Source organism: Pseudomonas sp. IT-P12, assembly GCF_949767465.1.
Lineage (GTDB): Bacteria > Pseudomonadota > Gammaproteobacteria > Pseudomonadales > Pseudomonadaceae > Aquipseudomonas.
This window is the reverse complement of sequence record NZ_CATKPY010000024.1, coordinates 262832-278303: the sequence shown is the minus strand read 5'-3', so window position 1 is coordinate 278303 and position 15472 is coordinate 262832. Positions and strand designations below refer to the sequence as shown.

Annotated in this window: 14 protein-coding genes; 4 read left to right on the top strand and 10 right to left on the bottom strand. The window is 62.3% G+C overall.

The window, feature by feature from the left end; all coding sequences use genetic code 11:
- Positions 1-197: 197 nt before the first annotated feature.
- The 6 genes from ACM6IM_RS22185 to dadA form a co-directional block, all read right to left on the bottom strand.
- Positions 198-2120 carry an acetyl-CoA hydrolase/transferase C-terminal domain-containing protein gene (locus ACM6IM_RS22185; protein WP_414866316.1) on the bottom strand — a complete coding sequence of 641 codons (1923 nt, stop codon included), beginning with the start codon at positions 2118-2120 and terminating at the stop codon, positions 198-200.
- Positions 2121-2285: 165 nt separating this feature from the next.
- Positions 2286-2696, bottom strand: coding sequence for a c-type cytochrome (locus tag ACM6IM_RS22180; protein ID WP_414866433.1), 411 nt, complete (start codon positions 2694-2696; stop codon positions 2286-2288).
- A gap of 181 nt (positions 2697-2877) precedes the next feature.
- A complete protein-coding gene (locus ACM6IM_RS22175; RefSeq protein ID WP_007947433.1) occupies positions 2878-3426 on the bottom strand; it encodes a cupin domain-containing protein in 549 nt (182 codons plus the stop codon).
- Between the two features lie 129 nt (positions 3427-3555).
- Positions 3556-4629, bottom strand: a complete 1074-nt coding sequence (gene alr / locus ACM6IM_RS22170; RefSeq protein ID WP_192307104.1) for an alanine racemase — start codon at positions 4627-4629, stop codon at positions 3556-3558.
- 104 nt (positions 4630-4733) lie between these two features.
- A complete protein-coding gene (locus ACM6IM_RS22165) occupies positions 4734-5087 on the bottom strand; it encodes a RidA family protein (protein ID WP_192307105.1) in 354 nt (117 codons plus the stop codon).
- A complete protein-coding gene (gene dadA, locus ACM6IM_RS22160) occupies positions 5059-6363 on the bottom strand; it encodes a D-amino acid dehydrogenase (protein ID WP_192307106.1) in 1305 nt (434 codons plus the stop codon). The genes ACM6IM_RS22165 and dadA overlap by 29 nt, the downstream gene beginning before the upstream one ends.
- A 156-nt stretch (positions 6364-6519) precedes the next feature.
- On the opposite strand from dadA, the gene ACM6IM_RS22155 reads away from it, so the two are divergent.
- Positions 6520-7008, top strand: a complete 489-nt coding sequence (locus ACM6IM_RS22155; RefSeq protein ID WP_003177284.1) for an Lrp/AsnC ligand binding domain-containing protein — start codon at positions 6520-6522, stop codon at positions 7006-7008.
- Between the two features lie 119 nt (positions 7009-7127).
- Here ACM6IM_RS22155 and ACM6IM_RS22150 read toward each other — a convergent pair whose 3' ends face one another.
- The gene (locus ACM6IM_RS22150) at positions 7128-7481 is read right to left on the bottom strand and encodes a YkgJ family cysteine cluster protein (protein ID WP_414866315.1); all 354 of its coding nucleotides are present in this window, start codon (positions 7479-7481) and stop codon (positions 7128-7130) included.
- A gap of 148 nt (positions 7482-7629) precedes the next feature.
- Between ACM6IM_RS22150 and ACM6IM_RS22145 the strand changes: the two genes are divergently transcribed.
- On the top strand, positions 7630-8922 hold the full coding sequence (locus ACM6IM_RS22145; protein WP_414866314.1) for an NAD(P)/FAD-dependent oxidoreductase: 1293 nt from the start codon (positions 7630-7632) through the stop codon (positions 8920-8922).
- A gap of 135 nt (positions 8923-9057) precedes the next feature.
- Here ACM6IM_RS22145 and ACM6IM_RS22140 read toward each other — a convergent pair whose 3' ends face one another.
- Positions 9058-9303 (bottom strand): DUF1127 domain-containing protein, encoded by a 246-nt coding sequence (locus ACM6IM_RS22140; protein WP_192307109.1) that lies wholly within the window; start codon positions 9301-9303, stop codon positions 9058-9060.
- 178 nt (positions 9304-9481) lie between these two features.
- On the opposite strand from ACM6IM_RS22140, the gene ACM6IM_RS22135 reads away from it, so the two are divergent.
- Positions 9482-10915: a PLP-dependent aminotransferase family protein gene (locus ACM6IM_RS22135; protein ID WP_192307110.1), complete on the top strand. Its 1434-nt coding sequence runs from the start codon at positions 9482-9484 to the stop codon at positions 10913-10915.
- A 59-nt stretch (positions 10916-10974) separates the two neighbouring features.
- Positions 10975-12543, top strand: coding sequence for a phospholipase D family protein (locus ACM6IM_RS22130; protein ID WP_192307111.1), 1569 nt, complete (start codon positions 10975-10977; stop codon positions 12541-12543).
- Between the two features lie 49 nt (positions 12544-12592).
- On the opposite strand, the gene ACM6IM_RS22125 is transcribed toward ACM6IM_RS22130, so the two are convergent.
- Complete coding sequence (locus ACM6IM_RS22125; RefSeq protein ID WP_192307112.1) at positions 12593-13738, bottom strand: MFS transporter; 1146 nt, start codon at positions 13736-13738, stop codon at positions 12593-12595.
- A 165-nt stretch (positions 13739-13903) separates the two neighbouring features.
- Positions 13904-15397, bottom strand: a complete 1494-nt coding sequence (locus ACM6IM_RS22120; protein ID WP_201191409.1) for an aldehyde dehydrogenase — start codon at positions 15395-15397, stop codon at positions 13904-13906.
- Positions 15398-15472 lie beyond the last annotated feature (75 nt).

The following is a 15472-nucleotide window of genomic DNA, read 5'->3' as shown; positions in this document are numbered from 1 at the left end:
TCCGAAACGCTAGCAGCGAGGAAGGAATAATGATGTAGGAAGCGGCCCGAAGCAGCATGCGAAAGTTCTTGGATTGCTAAATGTTGCTGTAAACCGCGAAATTTGCTCCCACAGACGGTGTGTCATCCCCTGTTAATTTTGCCTGACACGCCGCCTTCGCGAGCAGGCTCGCTCCCACAGTCGTTTGGCGGTCGCCGTTATTGTGCGGTGGCCTTCAGACCCGTGAGCAACAACCGCTGAAACAGCTCCTCTTTCAGTCCTTCCGGATTCGTCAGCTGCATGCGCTGCAGATGCTGCGGATAGTGCGAGGCGTCGGGCGCATCCAGCGCAGCCTTGCCCAACTCCAGGATCTCCGTGAGTTTGAACTTGCTCTTCAGCCAGTTCAGCGCCCGCAACAGGTCCTGCTCTTCAGCCGTGAAATCGCAGCCCAGCGGATACTCCGGAAACAACCGCGGATGCCGAGTCTGAATCGCCTGCAAACGCTCCGGGGTGTTGTCGGCGAAACGCGGATCGAGGCGGAAGGTTTTTGGCAATTTGCCGGCATCCTGCGCCTGCTGGATCAGCCCGGGCTGGAACCGTGAGTCACTGATGCTCAACAAGGCCTCGATCACCGCCGCGTCGGTCTGGCCGCGCAAATCGGCAATGCCATACTCGGTGACCACGATGTCCCGCAGGTGCCGCGGGATCGTGCAATGGCCGTATTCCCAGACGATATTGGAACTGACTTCGCCGCCCGCTTCACGCCAGCTGCGCAGCAGCAGAATCGAGCGCGCACCTTCCAGTGCGTGGCCCTGGGCGACGAAGTTGTATTGCCCACCGACGCCACTGAGCACCCGCCCGTCTTCAAGCTGATCGGCCACCCCGGCGCCGAGCAGGGTCATGGTGAACACGGTGTTGATGAAGCGCGCATCGAGGCGCTGCAGGCGTTTGAGCTCCTCCTGACCGTACAACTCGTTGATATAGCTGATGCGGGTCATGTTGAATTCGAGCCGTTTACTCTGGGGTAGATCGCGCAGGCGCTCATAAAAACTGCGCGGGCCGAGGAAGAAACCACCGTGCACCGAGATGCCATCGGTTTGCGCCGATTCGTCCAGCGTGCCGGCATTGGCTTGTTGCTGTGTCGGCACGTCCGGGTAGACCTTGCGCCGCACGATGCCGGCATCGGCGAGCACCAGCAGGCCGTTGACGAACATTTCGCTGCAACCGTACAGGCCCTTGGCGAAGGGCTCCACGCCGCCCTCACGCTTGATCAGTTGCGCCCACTGGCTGAGGTTCACATCGTCCAGCAACGCCTTGTAGCCCTGGTTATCCGCCTGCCGGGCCAGCAACGCTGCGGTCAGGGCGTCACCCATGGCGCCGATGCCGATCTGCAAGGTCCCGCCATCGCGCACCAGGGTGCTGGCGTGCAGGCCGATCAAATGATCCTGAAACCCCACCGGCATGTTGGGCGTGGAGAACAGCGTGGTGCTGTCCTTCTCGTCGATCAGCAGGTCGAATGCGTCGATGCCGACCTCGGCGTCGCCGGGCATATAGGGCAAGTCGCTGTGCACCTGACCCACCAGCAACACGGTTTCCCCCGCGGCCCGGCGCTTGGCGATCATCGGCAACAGGTCGAGGGTGATGTCCGGGTTGCAGCTCAGGCTCAGGCGATCAGGGTGTTCGCCATGGCTGGCGAGCAACTGCGCCACCAGGTTCAAACCGGCGGCGTTGATATCCCGCGCGGCATGGCTGTAGTTGCTGCTCACGTAATCCTGCTGGGCCGTCTCACTGTGCAACAGGCTGCCGGGCTGCATGAAAAATTGCTGGACGCGAATGTTGGGGGGCAGGTTGTCCTTGCGCAGCCCCGCGAGAAAGTCCAGTTCCGGGTAGTCACCAAACACCCGCTCGATGAAGGGCTCAAGGAAGCGTTTCTGCAAACCGTCGCCCAGTGCAGGCCTGCCCAGGCAGAGCGCGGTGTAGATCGTCAGCTGCCGCTCGGGCAATTGCGCGACCCGTTGGTACAGCGCGTTGACGAAAGGGTTGGGTTTGCCCAGCCCCAGCGGCAGGCCCATGTGGATATGGGCCGGCAAACGTGCCAACACCTCATCGACCGCTTGCTCGATAGAACACAGCTGCACCATCTGATCCTCCCTTGGCGATTGGGCTTGGACCGAGCTTGCCGGGTCTTGGTTGCATTGAACAGCCCTGACCCGCCTGTGCGGGTACAAGCGCTCCTGCACGGGCGGTGTTGCAGCAGGCACAAAAAAGCCGCTCGAAAGCGGCTTTTTGCGCAAGAGACAGCCGTATTACAGGCCGGACATCTCTTTGATCGCGCCTTTCAGCTCGTCGTCGGAGCAGTCGGCGCAGGTGCCTTTAGGCGGCATGGCGTTGATGCCGGTAATGGCCTTGGCCAGGATGCCGTCGAGGCCGCCCTGGTGATCGGCACGCTCTTTCCAGGCGGCCTTGTCGCCGATTTTCGGCGCGCCCAGCAGGCCGGTGCCGTGGCAAGCGTTGCAGTGCTTGGCGATCACGTCTTTCGGTTCCTTGGCACCACCGCCACCCGTCGCGGCAGCGACTTCCATGCCCTTGCATTCCTGGCCTGTTACACAGACCTGGCCAACAGGCTCGATGCGCTTGGCGATGTCGTCATTGGTCGCAGCTTGAGCGCTGGCAGCCCATAGGGCCAATACGGTTGCTGGTACAGCCAGCATTTTCATAATTAGGTTCACGCGTTCACCCTCATGGTGGCTAGTCACGCCTACGGCCACGGTTCGCAGGCGGGCGCAAGTATAACGGTTAGCCCGTCGCACTGAAACAACCCCAAAGTCGAAGGGGTCTTGTTGCGCCACGGAAAAACCCATCGGGTGCCGCTGCCATGCTGGCAGGACGCCTCTTCTCTTAGAAATTCGCCGGTGTAGCTGCGCTGATTAGTCGCGCCGGTGCATCGAACGGATTACGGAAACGGTGCGGCTTGGTACTCTCAAAGTAGTAGCTATCGCCAGCTTCGAGCACAAAAGTTTCCAGGCCGACCACCAGCTCCAGCCGTCCTTCCACCAGAATGCCGGTTTCCTCGCCCTCATGGGTGAGCATCTCATCACCGGTATCGGCACCGGGTGGGTAGATTTCGTTGAGGAACGCGATGGCGCGGCTCGGGTGCGCCCGGCCGACCAGCTTCATGGTCACGGCGCCGTCGGAGATGTCGATCAGCTCGTTGGCCTTGTAGACGATCTGGGTCGGTTTTTCCTGCAGGATCTCTTCGGAAAAGAACTCGACCATGGACATGGGTATCCCGCCCAGGACCTTGCGCAGCGAACTGATCGAGGGGCTGACGCTGTTCTTCTCGATCATCGAAATGGTGCTGTTGGTGACGCCCGCGCGTTTGGCGAGTTCACGCTGCGAAAGACCTTTGAGCTTACGGATGGATTGCAGTCGTTCACCGACGTCCAAGGCTGGAGCCTCCAGGGAATCATGTTGTAGGAATATTGATCGTTATCATGGCGACAGCGTTCAGTATTTACAACACTTGGGCCCCAATCCCCTTCGGTGATACGCCTGGCATCCGGCGCTCGCTGTGCGTCAATCCCCGGAATAGAGCATCGGCACCCGGCGCAGATTGCAGAAAATCTGGTAAGGAATCGTGTCAGCCGCCGCCGCGACGTCGCTGGCCAGGATGTTTTTCCCCCACAGCTCCACGGTCGATCCCAGGCCGGCCTGCGGCACATCGGTCAAGTCGATACACAGCATGTCCATCGAGACCCGGCCGATCAGCCGGCTGCGCTGCCCGGCAACCAGCACCGGCGTGCCGGTCGGCGCCTGGCGCGGGTAGCCATCGGCGTAACCCATGGCCACCACCCCGACGCGCATCGGTTTGTCGGTGATGAATCGGGCTCCGTAGCCGATCGGCTCGCCGGCCGGCAGTTCGCGCACGCAGATCACTTTCGACTCGAGGGTCATCACCGGTTGCAGGCGCGATGCCACGGCGTTGGCTTCCTCGAACGGCGTGGCGCCGTAGAGCATGATGCCAGGACGCACCCAGTCACTGGGAATCTGCGGCCAACCGAGCACGGCCGGCGAGTTGCGCAGGCTGATCTCGGCCGCCAGGCCCTGACGCGCGGCTTCGAAAACAGCCACCTGGTCGGTGCTGGCCTGGCTGTGCAATTCATCGGCGCGGGCGAAGTGGCTCATCAGCACGATCTTCGCGACCTTGCCGCTCGCCAGCAGCCGTTGGTAACCCGCCTGATAATCCTTGGGGTGCAGACCGACCCGGTGCATGCCCGAATCGAGCTTCAACCAGACCGTAATGGGTTTGCTCAGCGCCGCTTTCTCGATGGCTTCGAGCTGCCACAGCGAATGCACCACACACCAGAAATCATGCTCGACGATCAGCGACAGCTCATCGGCTTCAAAAAAACCCTCCAGCAACAACACCGGTGCACGGATGCCCGCCGCGCGCAGCTCCAGCGCTTCTTCGATGCAGGCCACGGCAAACCCGTCCGCCTCGGCTTCCAGCGCTTGGGCGCACCGCACCGCGCCATGCCCGTAGGCATCCGCCTTGATCACAGCCAGGGCCTTGGCCCCGGTGGTTTCACGGGCGATCCGGTAGTTGTGACGCAGGGCTTGAAGGTCGATCAGGGCACGGGCTGGACGCATGGCGGCAGGCTTCTAGGCAGTCGTGGGAATAAAAACCGGCGCTGGCTGGCGGCGTTAACCGCCAACAGCACCGGGAGAGGGATCTTTGTGCGGGTTCGCAGCGTTCAGGGCAGCGCGGCGACCACGGACAGCTCGACCAGGATTTGCGGCTCGCACAGCTTCGCCTCAACGGTCGCGCGGGCCGGTGCAACACCTTTGGGCAGCCACGTGTCCCACACCGAGTTCATGCCGGCGAAGTGCGCGTCGATGTCCTTCAGGTAAATCGTCACCGAGAGCAAACGGCTTTTGTCCGTCCCGGCCAGATCGAGCATCCGCTCGATGTTGGCCAGGGTTTCGCGGGTTTGCTGCTCAATCCCGGCACTCATGTCGTCGCCGACTTGCCCTGCCAGATAAACGGTGCCGCTGTGGACAACGATCTGGCTCATGCGCTCATTGGTGAGCTGGCGCTGGATTGACATGCTTTGCGGACTCCTGGATTTTGCTGCCGTAACGGGAAATATCGAGGCCTTCGGCGCTGATCTGCGGGGTTTTCTTGGCCATCAGGTCGGCCAGCAAACGGCCGGAACCGCAGGCCATGGTCCAGCCGAGTGTGCCGTGACCGGTGTTCAGGAACAGGTTGCCGAACGGGGTCGCGCCAACGATCGGCGTGCCATCCGGGGTGGTCGGACGCAGGCCGGTCCAGAAACTGGCCTCGGCCAGATTGCCGCCCTGAGGATAAAGGTCGTTGACGATCATCTCCAGGGTTTCACGCCGACGCGGGTTAAGCGACAGGTCAAAACCGGCAATCTCCGCCATGCCGCCCACGCGGATGCGGTTGTCGAAACGGGTGATCGCGACCTTGTAGGTCTCGTCGAGAATGGTCGAGGTCGGGGCCATGGCCGGGTTGGTGATCGGCACGGTCAGCGAGTAACCCTTGAGCGGGTACACCGGCGCGCGGATGCCCAGCGGCTTGAGCAGTTGCGGCGAGTAGCTGCCCAGCGCCAGGACGTAACGGTCAGCGGTTTCCAGCTTGCCGTCGATCCACACACCGTTGATGCGATCACCGGCATAGTCGAGGCGCTGGATGTCCTGGCCGAAGCGGAACTCCACGCCCAGTTTCACCGCCATCTCGGCCAGGCGCGTGGTGAACATCTGGCAGTCGCCGGTCTGGTCGTTCGGCAGGCGCAGGGCGCCGGCGAGGATGTCGGTGACGCTGGCCAGCGCCGGTTCAACCCGGGCGATGCCTTCGCGATCGAGCAATTCGAAGGGAACGCCCGACTCTTTCAGGACGGCGATGTCTTTCGCCGCGCCATCGAGCTGGGCCTGGGTGCGGAACAATTGAGTCGTCCCGAGGCTGCGGCCTTCGTAGGCGATGCCGGTTTCGGCACGCAATTCGTCGAGGCAGTCGCGGCTGTACTCGGACAGGCGCACCATGCGCTCCTTGTTCACCGCGTAGCGGCTGGCGGTGCAGTTGCGCAGCATCTGCGCCATCCACAGGTATTGGTCGATATCGGCGGTGGCCTTGATCGCCAGCGGTGCGTGGCGCTGCAACAGCCACTTGATGGCCTTGAGCGGCACGCCCGGCGCGGCCCACGGCGAGGCATACCCCGGCGATACCTGCCCGGCGTTGGCGAAACTGGTCTCCATGGCGGCAGCCGGCTGACGGTCCACCACCACCACTTCGAACCCGGCACGCGCCAGATAGTAAGCACTGGTGGTGCCAATAACGCCGCTACCCAAGACCATAACGCGCATTTTCATATCCCTCATCGCGGCACGCCGCTGACGTTTGTTGTTCAGACCGTAGATGTGGGCAGTTTAAGAAAGATCAGCCAGTGCATTTCACTATATAAGCGCCTATATTTGGCGACAATTCTCGGCAAAAACGCTTTTTACGGAGGCGCATCCCCTATGCGTACCAACACCCAGACCAAACGCGAGCTGGACAAGATCGACCGCAACATCCTGCGGATCCTGCAGGCGGACGGGCGCATCTCCTTCACCGAGCTGGGGGAAAAGGTCGGCCTGTCGACCACGCCCTGCACCGAGCGGGTACGGCGCCTGGAACGCGAAGGGATCATCATGGGCTACAACGCCCGGCTCAATCCGCAGCACCTCAAGGGCAGCCTGCTGGTGTTCGTCGAGATCAGCCTCGACTACAAATCCGGGGATACCTTCGAAGAGTTCCGACGCGCCGTGCTGAAACTGCCCCACGTGCTGGAATGCCACCTGGTGTCAGGGGATTTCGACTACCTGGTGAAAGCACGGATTTCCGAGATGGCCTCGTACCGCAAACTGCTCGGCGACATCCTGCTCAAGCTGCCGCATGTGCGCGAGTCCAAGAGCTACATCGTGATGGAAGAGGTGAAGGAGAGCTTGAGTCTGCCGATTCCGGATTGAGGTTTGTGCGTTGCCTGTGATGGCCCCATCGCGAGCAGGCTCGCTCCCCCATTGGATGAGAGTACACCGATCAAATGTGGGAGCGAGCTTGCTCGCGAAGGCAGGCGACTCGGCTGCAGTCAGACAAGCACCTGCCGGTTCGAAGCCATGTACTCGAATACCTGCTTCTCGACCCGCGGATGAATCAGCTCCACCGGCCCTCGCCCATTCGGACATGGCAAGGTTTTGGTGGTGCCGAACAGCCGACAGATCAACGGCCGCTCGTCATACACGGTGCAGCCATTGGGGCCCAGGTGCACGCAGTTGAGTTCATCCATCGCCGCGTCCTGCTCGGCGCGCGTCTTGCGCGGCAGGCGGGCCATCTCTTCGGGCGAGGTGGTCACCGGTCCGCAACAGTCATGACAGCCGGGCACACACTCGAAAGTGGGAATCTGCTGACGCAGCGTGCGAATTTTCTGACTGTTACAACTCATCGAAGCACTGACCCCACAGCGGAATAGAGCGCGATTCTGCCGCATTGGCCACGATCCAGACAGCCATAACCGACCAATGTTGCCTGCGTCGAAAGGGCCGGCTTATGCTCCGTCAAATTTTCCAGGCACAAAAATCAGGATGACGCGCATGAATCCCCGTGCCCAGCACACAGCCTCGTACTACGCCGCCAGCAGCCTGCCGCAGCCCGATCACCCGGCGCTGGCAGGCGACGTGGTGGCCGATGTATGCGTGGTCGGCGGCGGGTTTTCCGGGCTGAACACCGCCCTCGAACTGGCCGAGCGCGGCTTCAGCGTGGTGCTGCTCGAGGCCCGCAAGGTGGGTTGGGGTGCCAGCGGGCGTAATGGCGGGCAACTGATTCGCGGCGTCGGCCATGGTCTCGACCAGTTCGCCAACGTCATCGGCACGGACGGCGTGCGTCAGATGAAACTCATGGGCCTGGAAGCGGTGGAGATCGTCCGGCAGCGCGTCGAACGGTTTCAGATCCCCTGCGACTTGACGTGGGGCTACTGCGACCTCGCCAACAAGCCCCGTGACCTGGAAGGCTTTGCCGAAGACGCCGAAGAACTGCGCGACCTCGGCTACCGCTACGAAACCCGGTTGCTGCAAGCCCATGAAATGCACACGGTGGTAGGTTCCGATCGCTATGTCGGCGGCCTGATCGACATGGGCTCCGGCCATCTGCATCCGCTGAACCTCGCACTGGGCGAAGCCGCCGCGGCGCAGCAGCTGGGTGTGAGGCTGTTCGAGCAATCGGCGGTGACCGGCATCGACTACGGCCCCGAAGTCAGGGTACGCACCGCCCAGGGCTCGGTTCGCGCCAAGACCCTGGTGCTGGGCTGCAACGCCTACCTCAACCAGCTCAACCCTGAACTCAGCGGCAAAGTCTTGCCCGCCGGCAGCTACATCATCGCCACCGAGCCCTTGAGCGAGGAGCAGGCCCACGCGCTGCTGCCGCAGAACATGGCGGTCTGCGACCAGCGAGTGGCGCTGGATTACTACCGGCTTTCGGCTGATCGGCGCTTGCTGTTCGGCGGGGCCTGCCACTATTCAGGACGCGACCCGAAGGACATCGCGGCCTACATGCGCCCGAAAATGCTCGAGGTGTTCCCACAACTGGGCACCGCGAGGATCGAATATCAATGGGGCGGGATGATCGGCATCGGCGCCAATCGCCTGCCGCAGATCGGCCGACTCGATGATCAGCCGAATGTGTATTACGCCCAGGCCTATTCCGGCCACGGCGTGAACGCCACCCACCTGGCTGGCAAGTTGCTGGCCGAGGCCATCAGCGGCCAGCACCAGGGTGGGTTTGATCTGTTTGCCAAGGTGCCACACATGACGTTTCCCGGTGGCAAGCATTTGCGCTCGCCGTTGCTGGCGCTGGGGATGCTGTGGCATCGGATGAAAGAGTGGGTCTGAACGCCTGTTTGTGCTCTTCGAACGCTATCGTCGCAATCCTGCCCGGAGCTGGCTCGTTCCCACAGAGGTCTGGTGCATACAGATCCACCGTGGGAGCGAACCTGCTCGCGATGGCCCGAAAGAACGCCACTGCTCTCAGATCCGCCAGAAAGGCTTGAGCCCCTCCTCCCGGGCCTGTTCCCGGCTCAGCCCGATATCCCTGAGCTGGTCCGGCGTCAGCTCCAGCAACGCCCTGCGCGTGTGCAGGCGATGCCAGAACAGACCCCAGAGACTCAGGCCGGACGGCGCATTGCGCTTGAGCGCCTCGCGCGCATCGTTTTTTTGCCCTGCCTCCAGTTCCTGACTGCGTAACGTCAGCCGCACATCGCTCAAGCCGTTCATTTTGAATGCTCCTGTTTACTTGGGTAGCCAGAGCTTTCATGATGCGTGGACGACGAAAAGCATTACAGATTCAATACACAGGTATTAATTCCATACAGATTTGCCGATTCCGCCACTGAATCCGCTTTTTTTACGCGATCTGTACTGGTCAACCGATTCAACTCATCGAGACTGAGCCATGACCCTTTACGTCAACCTCGCCGAATTGCTCGGCACGCGTATCGAACAGGGCTTTTATCGCCCCGGTGACCGGCTGCCGTCCGTTCGGGCCTTGAGTGTGGAGCACGGGGTCAGCCTGAGTACGGTGCAACAGGCCTATCGGATGCTGGAAGACAGCGGCCTGGCGATGCCGAAACCCAAGTCCGGCTATTTCGTTCCGGTGGGTCGCGAGCTGCCGGAGTTGCCGGCGATCGGTCGTCCGGCCCAGCGTCCGGTGGATATTTCGCAGTGGGATCAGGTGCTGGAACTGATCCGCGCCGTACCGCGCAAGGACGTGGTGCAATTGGGTCGTGGCATGCCGGACATCACCACCCCGACCATGAAACCGTTGCTGCGCAACCTGGCGCGCATCAGCCGCCGACAGGACATGCCCGGCCTGTATTACGACAACATTCACGGCACCCTTGAACTGCGCGAGCAAATCGCCCGCCTGATGCTCGATTCCGGGTGCCAGTTGACCGCCAACGATCTGGTCATTACCACCGGCTGCCATGAAGCGCTGTCCACCAGCATCCGCGCCATCTGCGAGCCGGGAGACATCGTCGCCGTCGACTCCCCGAGCTTTCACGGGGCCATGCAGACGCTCAAGGGTTTGAACATGAAGGCCCTGGAGATCCCCACCGACCCGCTCACCGGGATCAGCCTCGACGCGTTGGAACTGGCCCTGGAACAGTGGCCCATCAAGGCCATACAGTTGACGCCCAACTGCAACAACCCGCTGGGCTATATCATGCCGGAGTCGCGCAAACGTGCGCTGCTGACTTTGGCGCAACGGTTCGACGTGGCGATTCTCGAAGACGATGTGTATGGCGAACTGGCCTACAACTACCCGCGACCTCGCACCATCAAATCCTTCGACGAAGATGGCCGCGTCCTGCTGTGCAGTTCATTTTCCAAGACCCTGGCCCCGGGCCTGCGCATTGGCTGGGTCGCACCCGGCCGTTATCTGGAGCGGGTGCTGCACATGAAATACATCAGCACCGGCTCCACCGCCCCGCAACCGCAGATTGCCATTGCCGAATTCCTCAAGGCCGGGCACTTCGAACCCCATTTGCGGCGGATGCGTACGCAATACCAGCGCAATCGCGACTTGATGATCGATTGGGTCACGCGTTATTTCCCGGCCGGCACCCGGGCCAGCCGACCGCAAGGCAGTTTCATGCTCTGGGTAGAATTGCCCGATGGCTTCGACACCTTGAAACTGAACCGCGCACTGCACGACCAGGGTGTGCAGATCGCCGTGGGCAGCATCTTTTCCGCATCGGGCAAGTATCGCAATTGCCTGCGGATGAACTACGCTGCCAAACCAACACCGCAGATCGAGGAAGCGGTGCGCAAGGTGGGCGCCGCGGCCATCAAGCTGCTCGCGGAAAATGACAGTTTCATTGACTGACTTTTCAGCGTGATTCAGCGTCCATATGCCGACCCCGCCGCCATTCGGAACGATCCTACGTGAGAGCCAGACAACCCCTGCTCACTCTTCTGCTGCTCGCCTCGCTCCTGAGCGGCTGCGCAGGCATCAATGTTCAACGACAACCGACCCAGGCGTTACCCGCCAGCGGCTCGGCCTTCGGCCGTTCGATCCAGGCCCAGGCCGAGCCCCATCAGGGGCGGTCGGGGTTTCGCCTGCTGTCCAACAGCAGCGAGGCCTTCATGGCCCGGGCCGAACTGATCCGCAACGCGCAAAGCAGCCTCGACCTGCAGTACTACATCGTCCACGACGGCATCAGCACGCGAATGCTGGTGGACGAATTGCTCAAGGCAGCCGACCGCGGCGTGCGTGTCAGAATCCTCCTCGACGACACCACCAGCGACGGCCTGGACTGGATCATCGCCACACTGGCCGCACACCCGCACATCCAGATCCGCCTGTTCAATCCGCTGCACCTGGGCCGTGCGACCGGTGTCACGCGGGCCATGGGCCGGCTGTTCAACCTGTCGCAGCAGCACCGGCGCATGCACAACAAATTGTGGCTGGCGGACAACAGCGCGGCCATCGTCGGCGGCCGCAACCTGGGCGATGAATATTTCGATGCCGAACCGAACCTGAATTTCACCGACATCGACATGCTGGGCGTCGGGCCGGTCGCCGAGCAGCTTGGCCACAGTTTCGACCAGTACTGGAACAGTGCGCTGAGCAAGCCGATCGAGGAATTCCTGTCCAGCAAGCCCACGCAGAAGGACCTGCAAAACACCCGCACCCGCCTGGAAGAATCACTGGAGGAGACGCGCCGGCAGAATCACGCGCTCTATCAACAGCTGATGACCTATACCACACAGCCACGCCTGGACATCTGGCGCCGTGAGCTGATCTGGGCCTGGAACCAGGCCTTGTGGGACGCACCGAGCAAAGTCCTGTCAGACGGTGAACCCGACCCGCACTTGCTGCTGACCACGCAGTTGGCACCGGAACTCACGGGCGTCAGCAAAGAGCTGATCATGATCTCGGCGTATTTCGTGCCGGGGCAGCCGGGGCTGGTCTACCTGACAGGTCGTGCCGATGCCGGGGTCTCTGTCAGCCTGTTGACCAACTCGCTGGAAGCCACCGACGTGCCGGCGGTGCACGGCGGCTACGCGCCTTATCGCCGGGCCCTGCTGGAACATGGTGTGAAGTTGTACGAATTGCGCCGCCAACCCGGCGACAGCGGTGGCAGCGGACCGCATATTTTCTACAGCAAATCCTACCGCGGCTCCGACTCCAGCCTGCACAGCAAGGCGATGATTTTCGATCAGCAGAAGTCCTTCATCGGCTCGTTCAACTTCGATCCGCGCTCGGTGCTGTGGAACACCGAAGTCGGGGTGCTGGTCGACAGCCCCGAACTCGCGGCCCATGTGCACAAAGCGGCCCTCGAGGGCATGGCGCCGCCGCTCAGTTACCAGGTGAAACTGGAAAACGACCGGGTCGTCTGGGTCACTGAAGACGACGGCAAGCTGCACACGCTGACCCGTGAACCGGGGAGTTTCTGGCGCCGGCTCAATGCATGGATGAGCGAAGCGGTCGGGCTGGAGAAGATGCTGTAACAGGCATCCTCAAGCCCCCGCCGACAGATAAGTGGCTGGCCGTTCAGGCTCAAGCGGGCTCAGCCACCGTGCCAAACGCCCCCTGGCGCGACAACAGAATCACCAACCCCAACGCCCCGGCCGCCATGAACAACGGCAAGGCGTGGCCGCTGATCCACTGGCTGCCGGCCCCGGCGACCAGCGGCCCGATCAGGCAGCCCACACCCCACAACTGCGCAATATGCGCGTTGGCCCGCACCAGCGCATCGTCGCGATACCGTTCGCCGATCAGGATCAGCGACAAGGTGAACAACCCGCCGGCACTGGCGCCGAACAATACCCACAACGGCCAGATCAGCAATGTATCGAGCAGCAACGGGATGGCCAGGCTGGAGATCAGCAGCACCACGGCGCACCCGATGAACAAGCTGCGCCGCGACAGGCGATCCGCCAGTGCGCCAATCGGCAATTGCAGCAAGGCATCCCCGACCACCACGGTACTGACCATCGCCAGGGCGATTTCGGTGGTGAAGCCCTGGCGCAGGCAATAGACCGGCAGCAAGGTCAGGATCATCGCCTCGAACGCGGCGAACAGCGACACACCCCAGGCAATCGCCGGCAACCCCCGGCAGAACCCCCACAAGTCACCGAACGTCACGCTGCAGGCTTCGCTGCTGGGCGCGCCACTGCGACCCAGCAGCAGGAAGGGCGCCGCCATGAGCAAACCGACGCCGACCCAGAATCCGTAATCGTGCTCAGTACCCAGCACCCCCAGCAACAGCGGGCCGGCCAACTGGCTCAGTGCATAGCTGCTGCCATACAGCGCCACCAGACGCCCGCGCCATTGCTCGACCACCAATTGGTTGATCCAGCTTTCGCCGAGGATGAACACCAGGGTCAGGATCACGCCGATCATCAGGCGCAGAACCAGCCACACCGGATAACTCGGCAACAAGGCCAGCAACCCGATGGAAAACGCCCCGGCCCACAGGCACAGGCGCATCAGGTTGGCGGTGCCGAAGCGCGCTGCCAGATGACTGGAGATTTTCGCCCCCAACAGCACGCCAATCGCCGGCATCGCGGCCATGACGCCAATGGCGAACGAACCGTAGCCCCAGCCTTCCAGGCGAAACGACACCAGCGGCATGCTGACGCCCAGGGCCAGGCCAACACTCAGGACAGAGGCCAACACGGCGAAATAAGTCGCCCAACGCATGTTCCACGCTCCTGTGGATATTTATTGTTTGACGCGCCACAAAGCAAATGTGGGAGCGGGCTTGCTCGCGAATGCGGCCTGTCAGTCAACATCATCGCTGAATGACACACCGAATTCGCGAGCAAGCCCGCTCCCACAAAGGCCCGCCAGGGCCTCTTCACTGGCTTACAACTTGATCCAGGTCGCCTTCAGTTCGGTGTACTTGTCGAACGCGTGCAGCGACTTGTCGCGACCGTTGCCGGACTGCTTGAAGCCGCCGAACGGCGCGGTCATGTCGCCGCCATCGTACTGGTTGACCCATACGCTGCCGGCACGCAGTGCCCGAGCGGTCAGGTGCGCCTTCGAGATGTCCTGCGTCCACACGGCGGCCGCGAGACCGTACGGCGTGTCGTTGGCAATCGCGATGGCTTCTTCAGCGGTGTCGAACGCGATGACCGACAGGACCGGGCCAAAGATCTCTTCCTGGGCGATTTTCATCGCATTGCTGACACCGTCGAAAATCGTCGGCTCGACATAGGTACCACCGGTTTCCTGAAGCGTGCGCTTGCCGCCAGCGACCAGTTTGGCGCCGTCGGCCTGGCCGGACTCGATGTAGGACAGCACGGTATTCATCTGCTGGGTATCGACCAGCGCACCGACGTTGGTGGCCGGGTCCAGCGGGTTGCCCGGCTTCCAGGTCTTCAGCGCCTCGATCACCAGCGGCAGGAAGGTGTCCTTGATCGAACGCTCGACCAGCAGGCGCGAACCGGCAGTGCAGACCTCGCCCTGGTTGAAGGCGATCGCACCGGCCGCGGCTTCGGCGGCGGCTTGCAGGTCCGGGGCATCGGCGAACACGATGTTCGGGCTCTTGCCGCCGGCTTCGAGCCAGACGCGCTTCATGTTCGACTCGCCAGAGTAGACCAGCAGTTGCTTGGCAATCTTGGTCGAACCGGTGAACACCAGGGTGTCGACGTCGTTGTGCAGGCCCAGGGCCTTGCCGACGGTGTGACCGTAGCCTGGCAGCACGTTCAACACACCTTTCGGGATGCCTGCTTCAACGGCCAGGGCCGCGATGCGGATGGCCGTCAGTGGTGATTTTTCCGACGGTTTGAGGACCACCGAGTTACCGGTCGACAGCGCCGGGCCGAGTTTCCAGCAGGCCATCATCAGCGGGAAGTTCCAGGGCACGATGGCGCCCACCACGCCAACCGGCTCACGGGTGACCAGGCCCAACTGATCGTGCGGGGTCGCGGCGACCTCGTCGTAGATCTTGTCGATGGCTTCACCGCTCCAGCTCAAGGCTTGCGCCGCGCCAGGAACGTCGATGTACAGGGAATCACTGATCGGCTTGCCCATGTCCAGGGTTTCAAGCAGGGCCAGCTCTTCGGCATGCTGCTTGAGCAGGCCGGCGAAACGAATCATGGTGGCTTTGCGCTTGGTCGGCGCCAGACGCGACCAGACGCCGGAGTTGAACGTGGCGCGCGCGTTTTCCACGGCACGCTGGGCGTCGGCGGCGTCACAGCTGGCAATCTTGCCCAGCAGACGGCCATCGACCGGGCTGATGCACTCGAAGGTCTCGCCGGAGACCGCATCGGTGTATTCGCCATTGATGAATGCGCGGCCTTCGATCTTCAGATCGCGAGCACGCTGCTCCCAATCGGCACGAGTCAGGGTGGTCATTCGAGTGTCCTCCTCTTTTAGAATACGAGCGCTCCGCGTTTGTCGCGGACGTCCCCAGCCATTCTGCCCGGCCAA

Excerpts from the sequence above, each read along its gene's own strand:
- ACM6IM_RS22165 (WP_192307105.1), bottom strand. The coding sequence starts at position 5,087 with ATGTCAATCCAGCGCCAGCTCACCAATGAGCGCATGAGCCAGATCGTT.
- ACM6IM_RS22120 (WP_201191409.1), bottom strand. The coding sequence starts at position 15,397 with ATGACCACCCTGACTCGTGCCGATTGGGAGCAGCGTGCTCGCGATCTG.
- ACM6IM_RS22185 (WP_414866316.1), bottom strand. The coding sequence starts at position 2,120 with ATGGTGCAGCTGTGTTCTATCGAGCAAGCGGTCGATGAGGTGTTGGCA.
- ACM6IM_RS22145 (WP_414866314.1), top strand. The coding sequence starts at position 7,630 with ATGAATCCCCGTGCCCAGCACACAGCCTCGTACTACGCCGCCAGCAGC.
- ACM6IM_RS22155 (WP_003177284.1), top strand. The coding sequence starts at position 6,520 with ATGCGTACCAACACCCAGACCAAACGCGAGCTGGACAAGATCGACCGC.
- ACM6IM_RS22125 (WP_192307112.1), bottom strand. The coding sequence starts at position 13,738 with ATGCGTTGGGCGACTTATTTCGCCGTGTTGGCCTCTGTCCTGAGTGTT.
- ACM6IM_RS22180 (WP_414866433.1), bottom strand. The coding sequence starts at position 2,696 with ATGAAAATGCTGGCTGTACCAGCAACCGTATTGGCCCTATGGGCTGCC.
- ACM6IM_RS22140 (WP_192307109.1), bottom strand. The coding sequence starts at position 9,303 with ATGAACGGCTTGAGCGATGTGCGGCTGACGTTACGCAGTCAGGAACTG.
- dadA (WP_192307106.1), bottom strand. The coding sequence starts at position 6,363 with ATGCGCGTTATGGTCTTGGGTAGCGGCGTTATTGGCACCACCAGTGCT.
- ACM6IM_RS22135 (WP_192307110.1), top strand. The coding sequence starts at position 9,482 with ATGACCCTTTACGTCAACCTCGCCGAATTGCTCGGCACGCGTATCGAA.
- ACM6IM_RS22150 (WP_414866315.1), bottom strand. The coding sequence starts at position 7,481 with ATGAGTTGTAACAGTCAGAAAATTCGCACGCTGCGTCAGCAGATTCCC.
- alr (WP_192307104.1), bottom strand. The coding sequence starts at position 4,629 with ATGCGTCCAGCCCGTGCCCTGATCGACCTTCAAGCCCTGCGTCACAAC.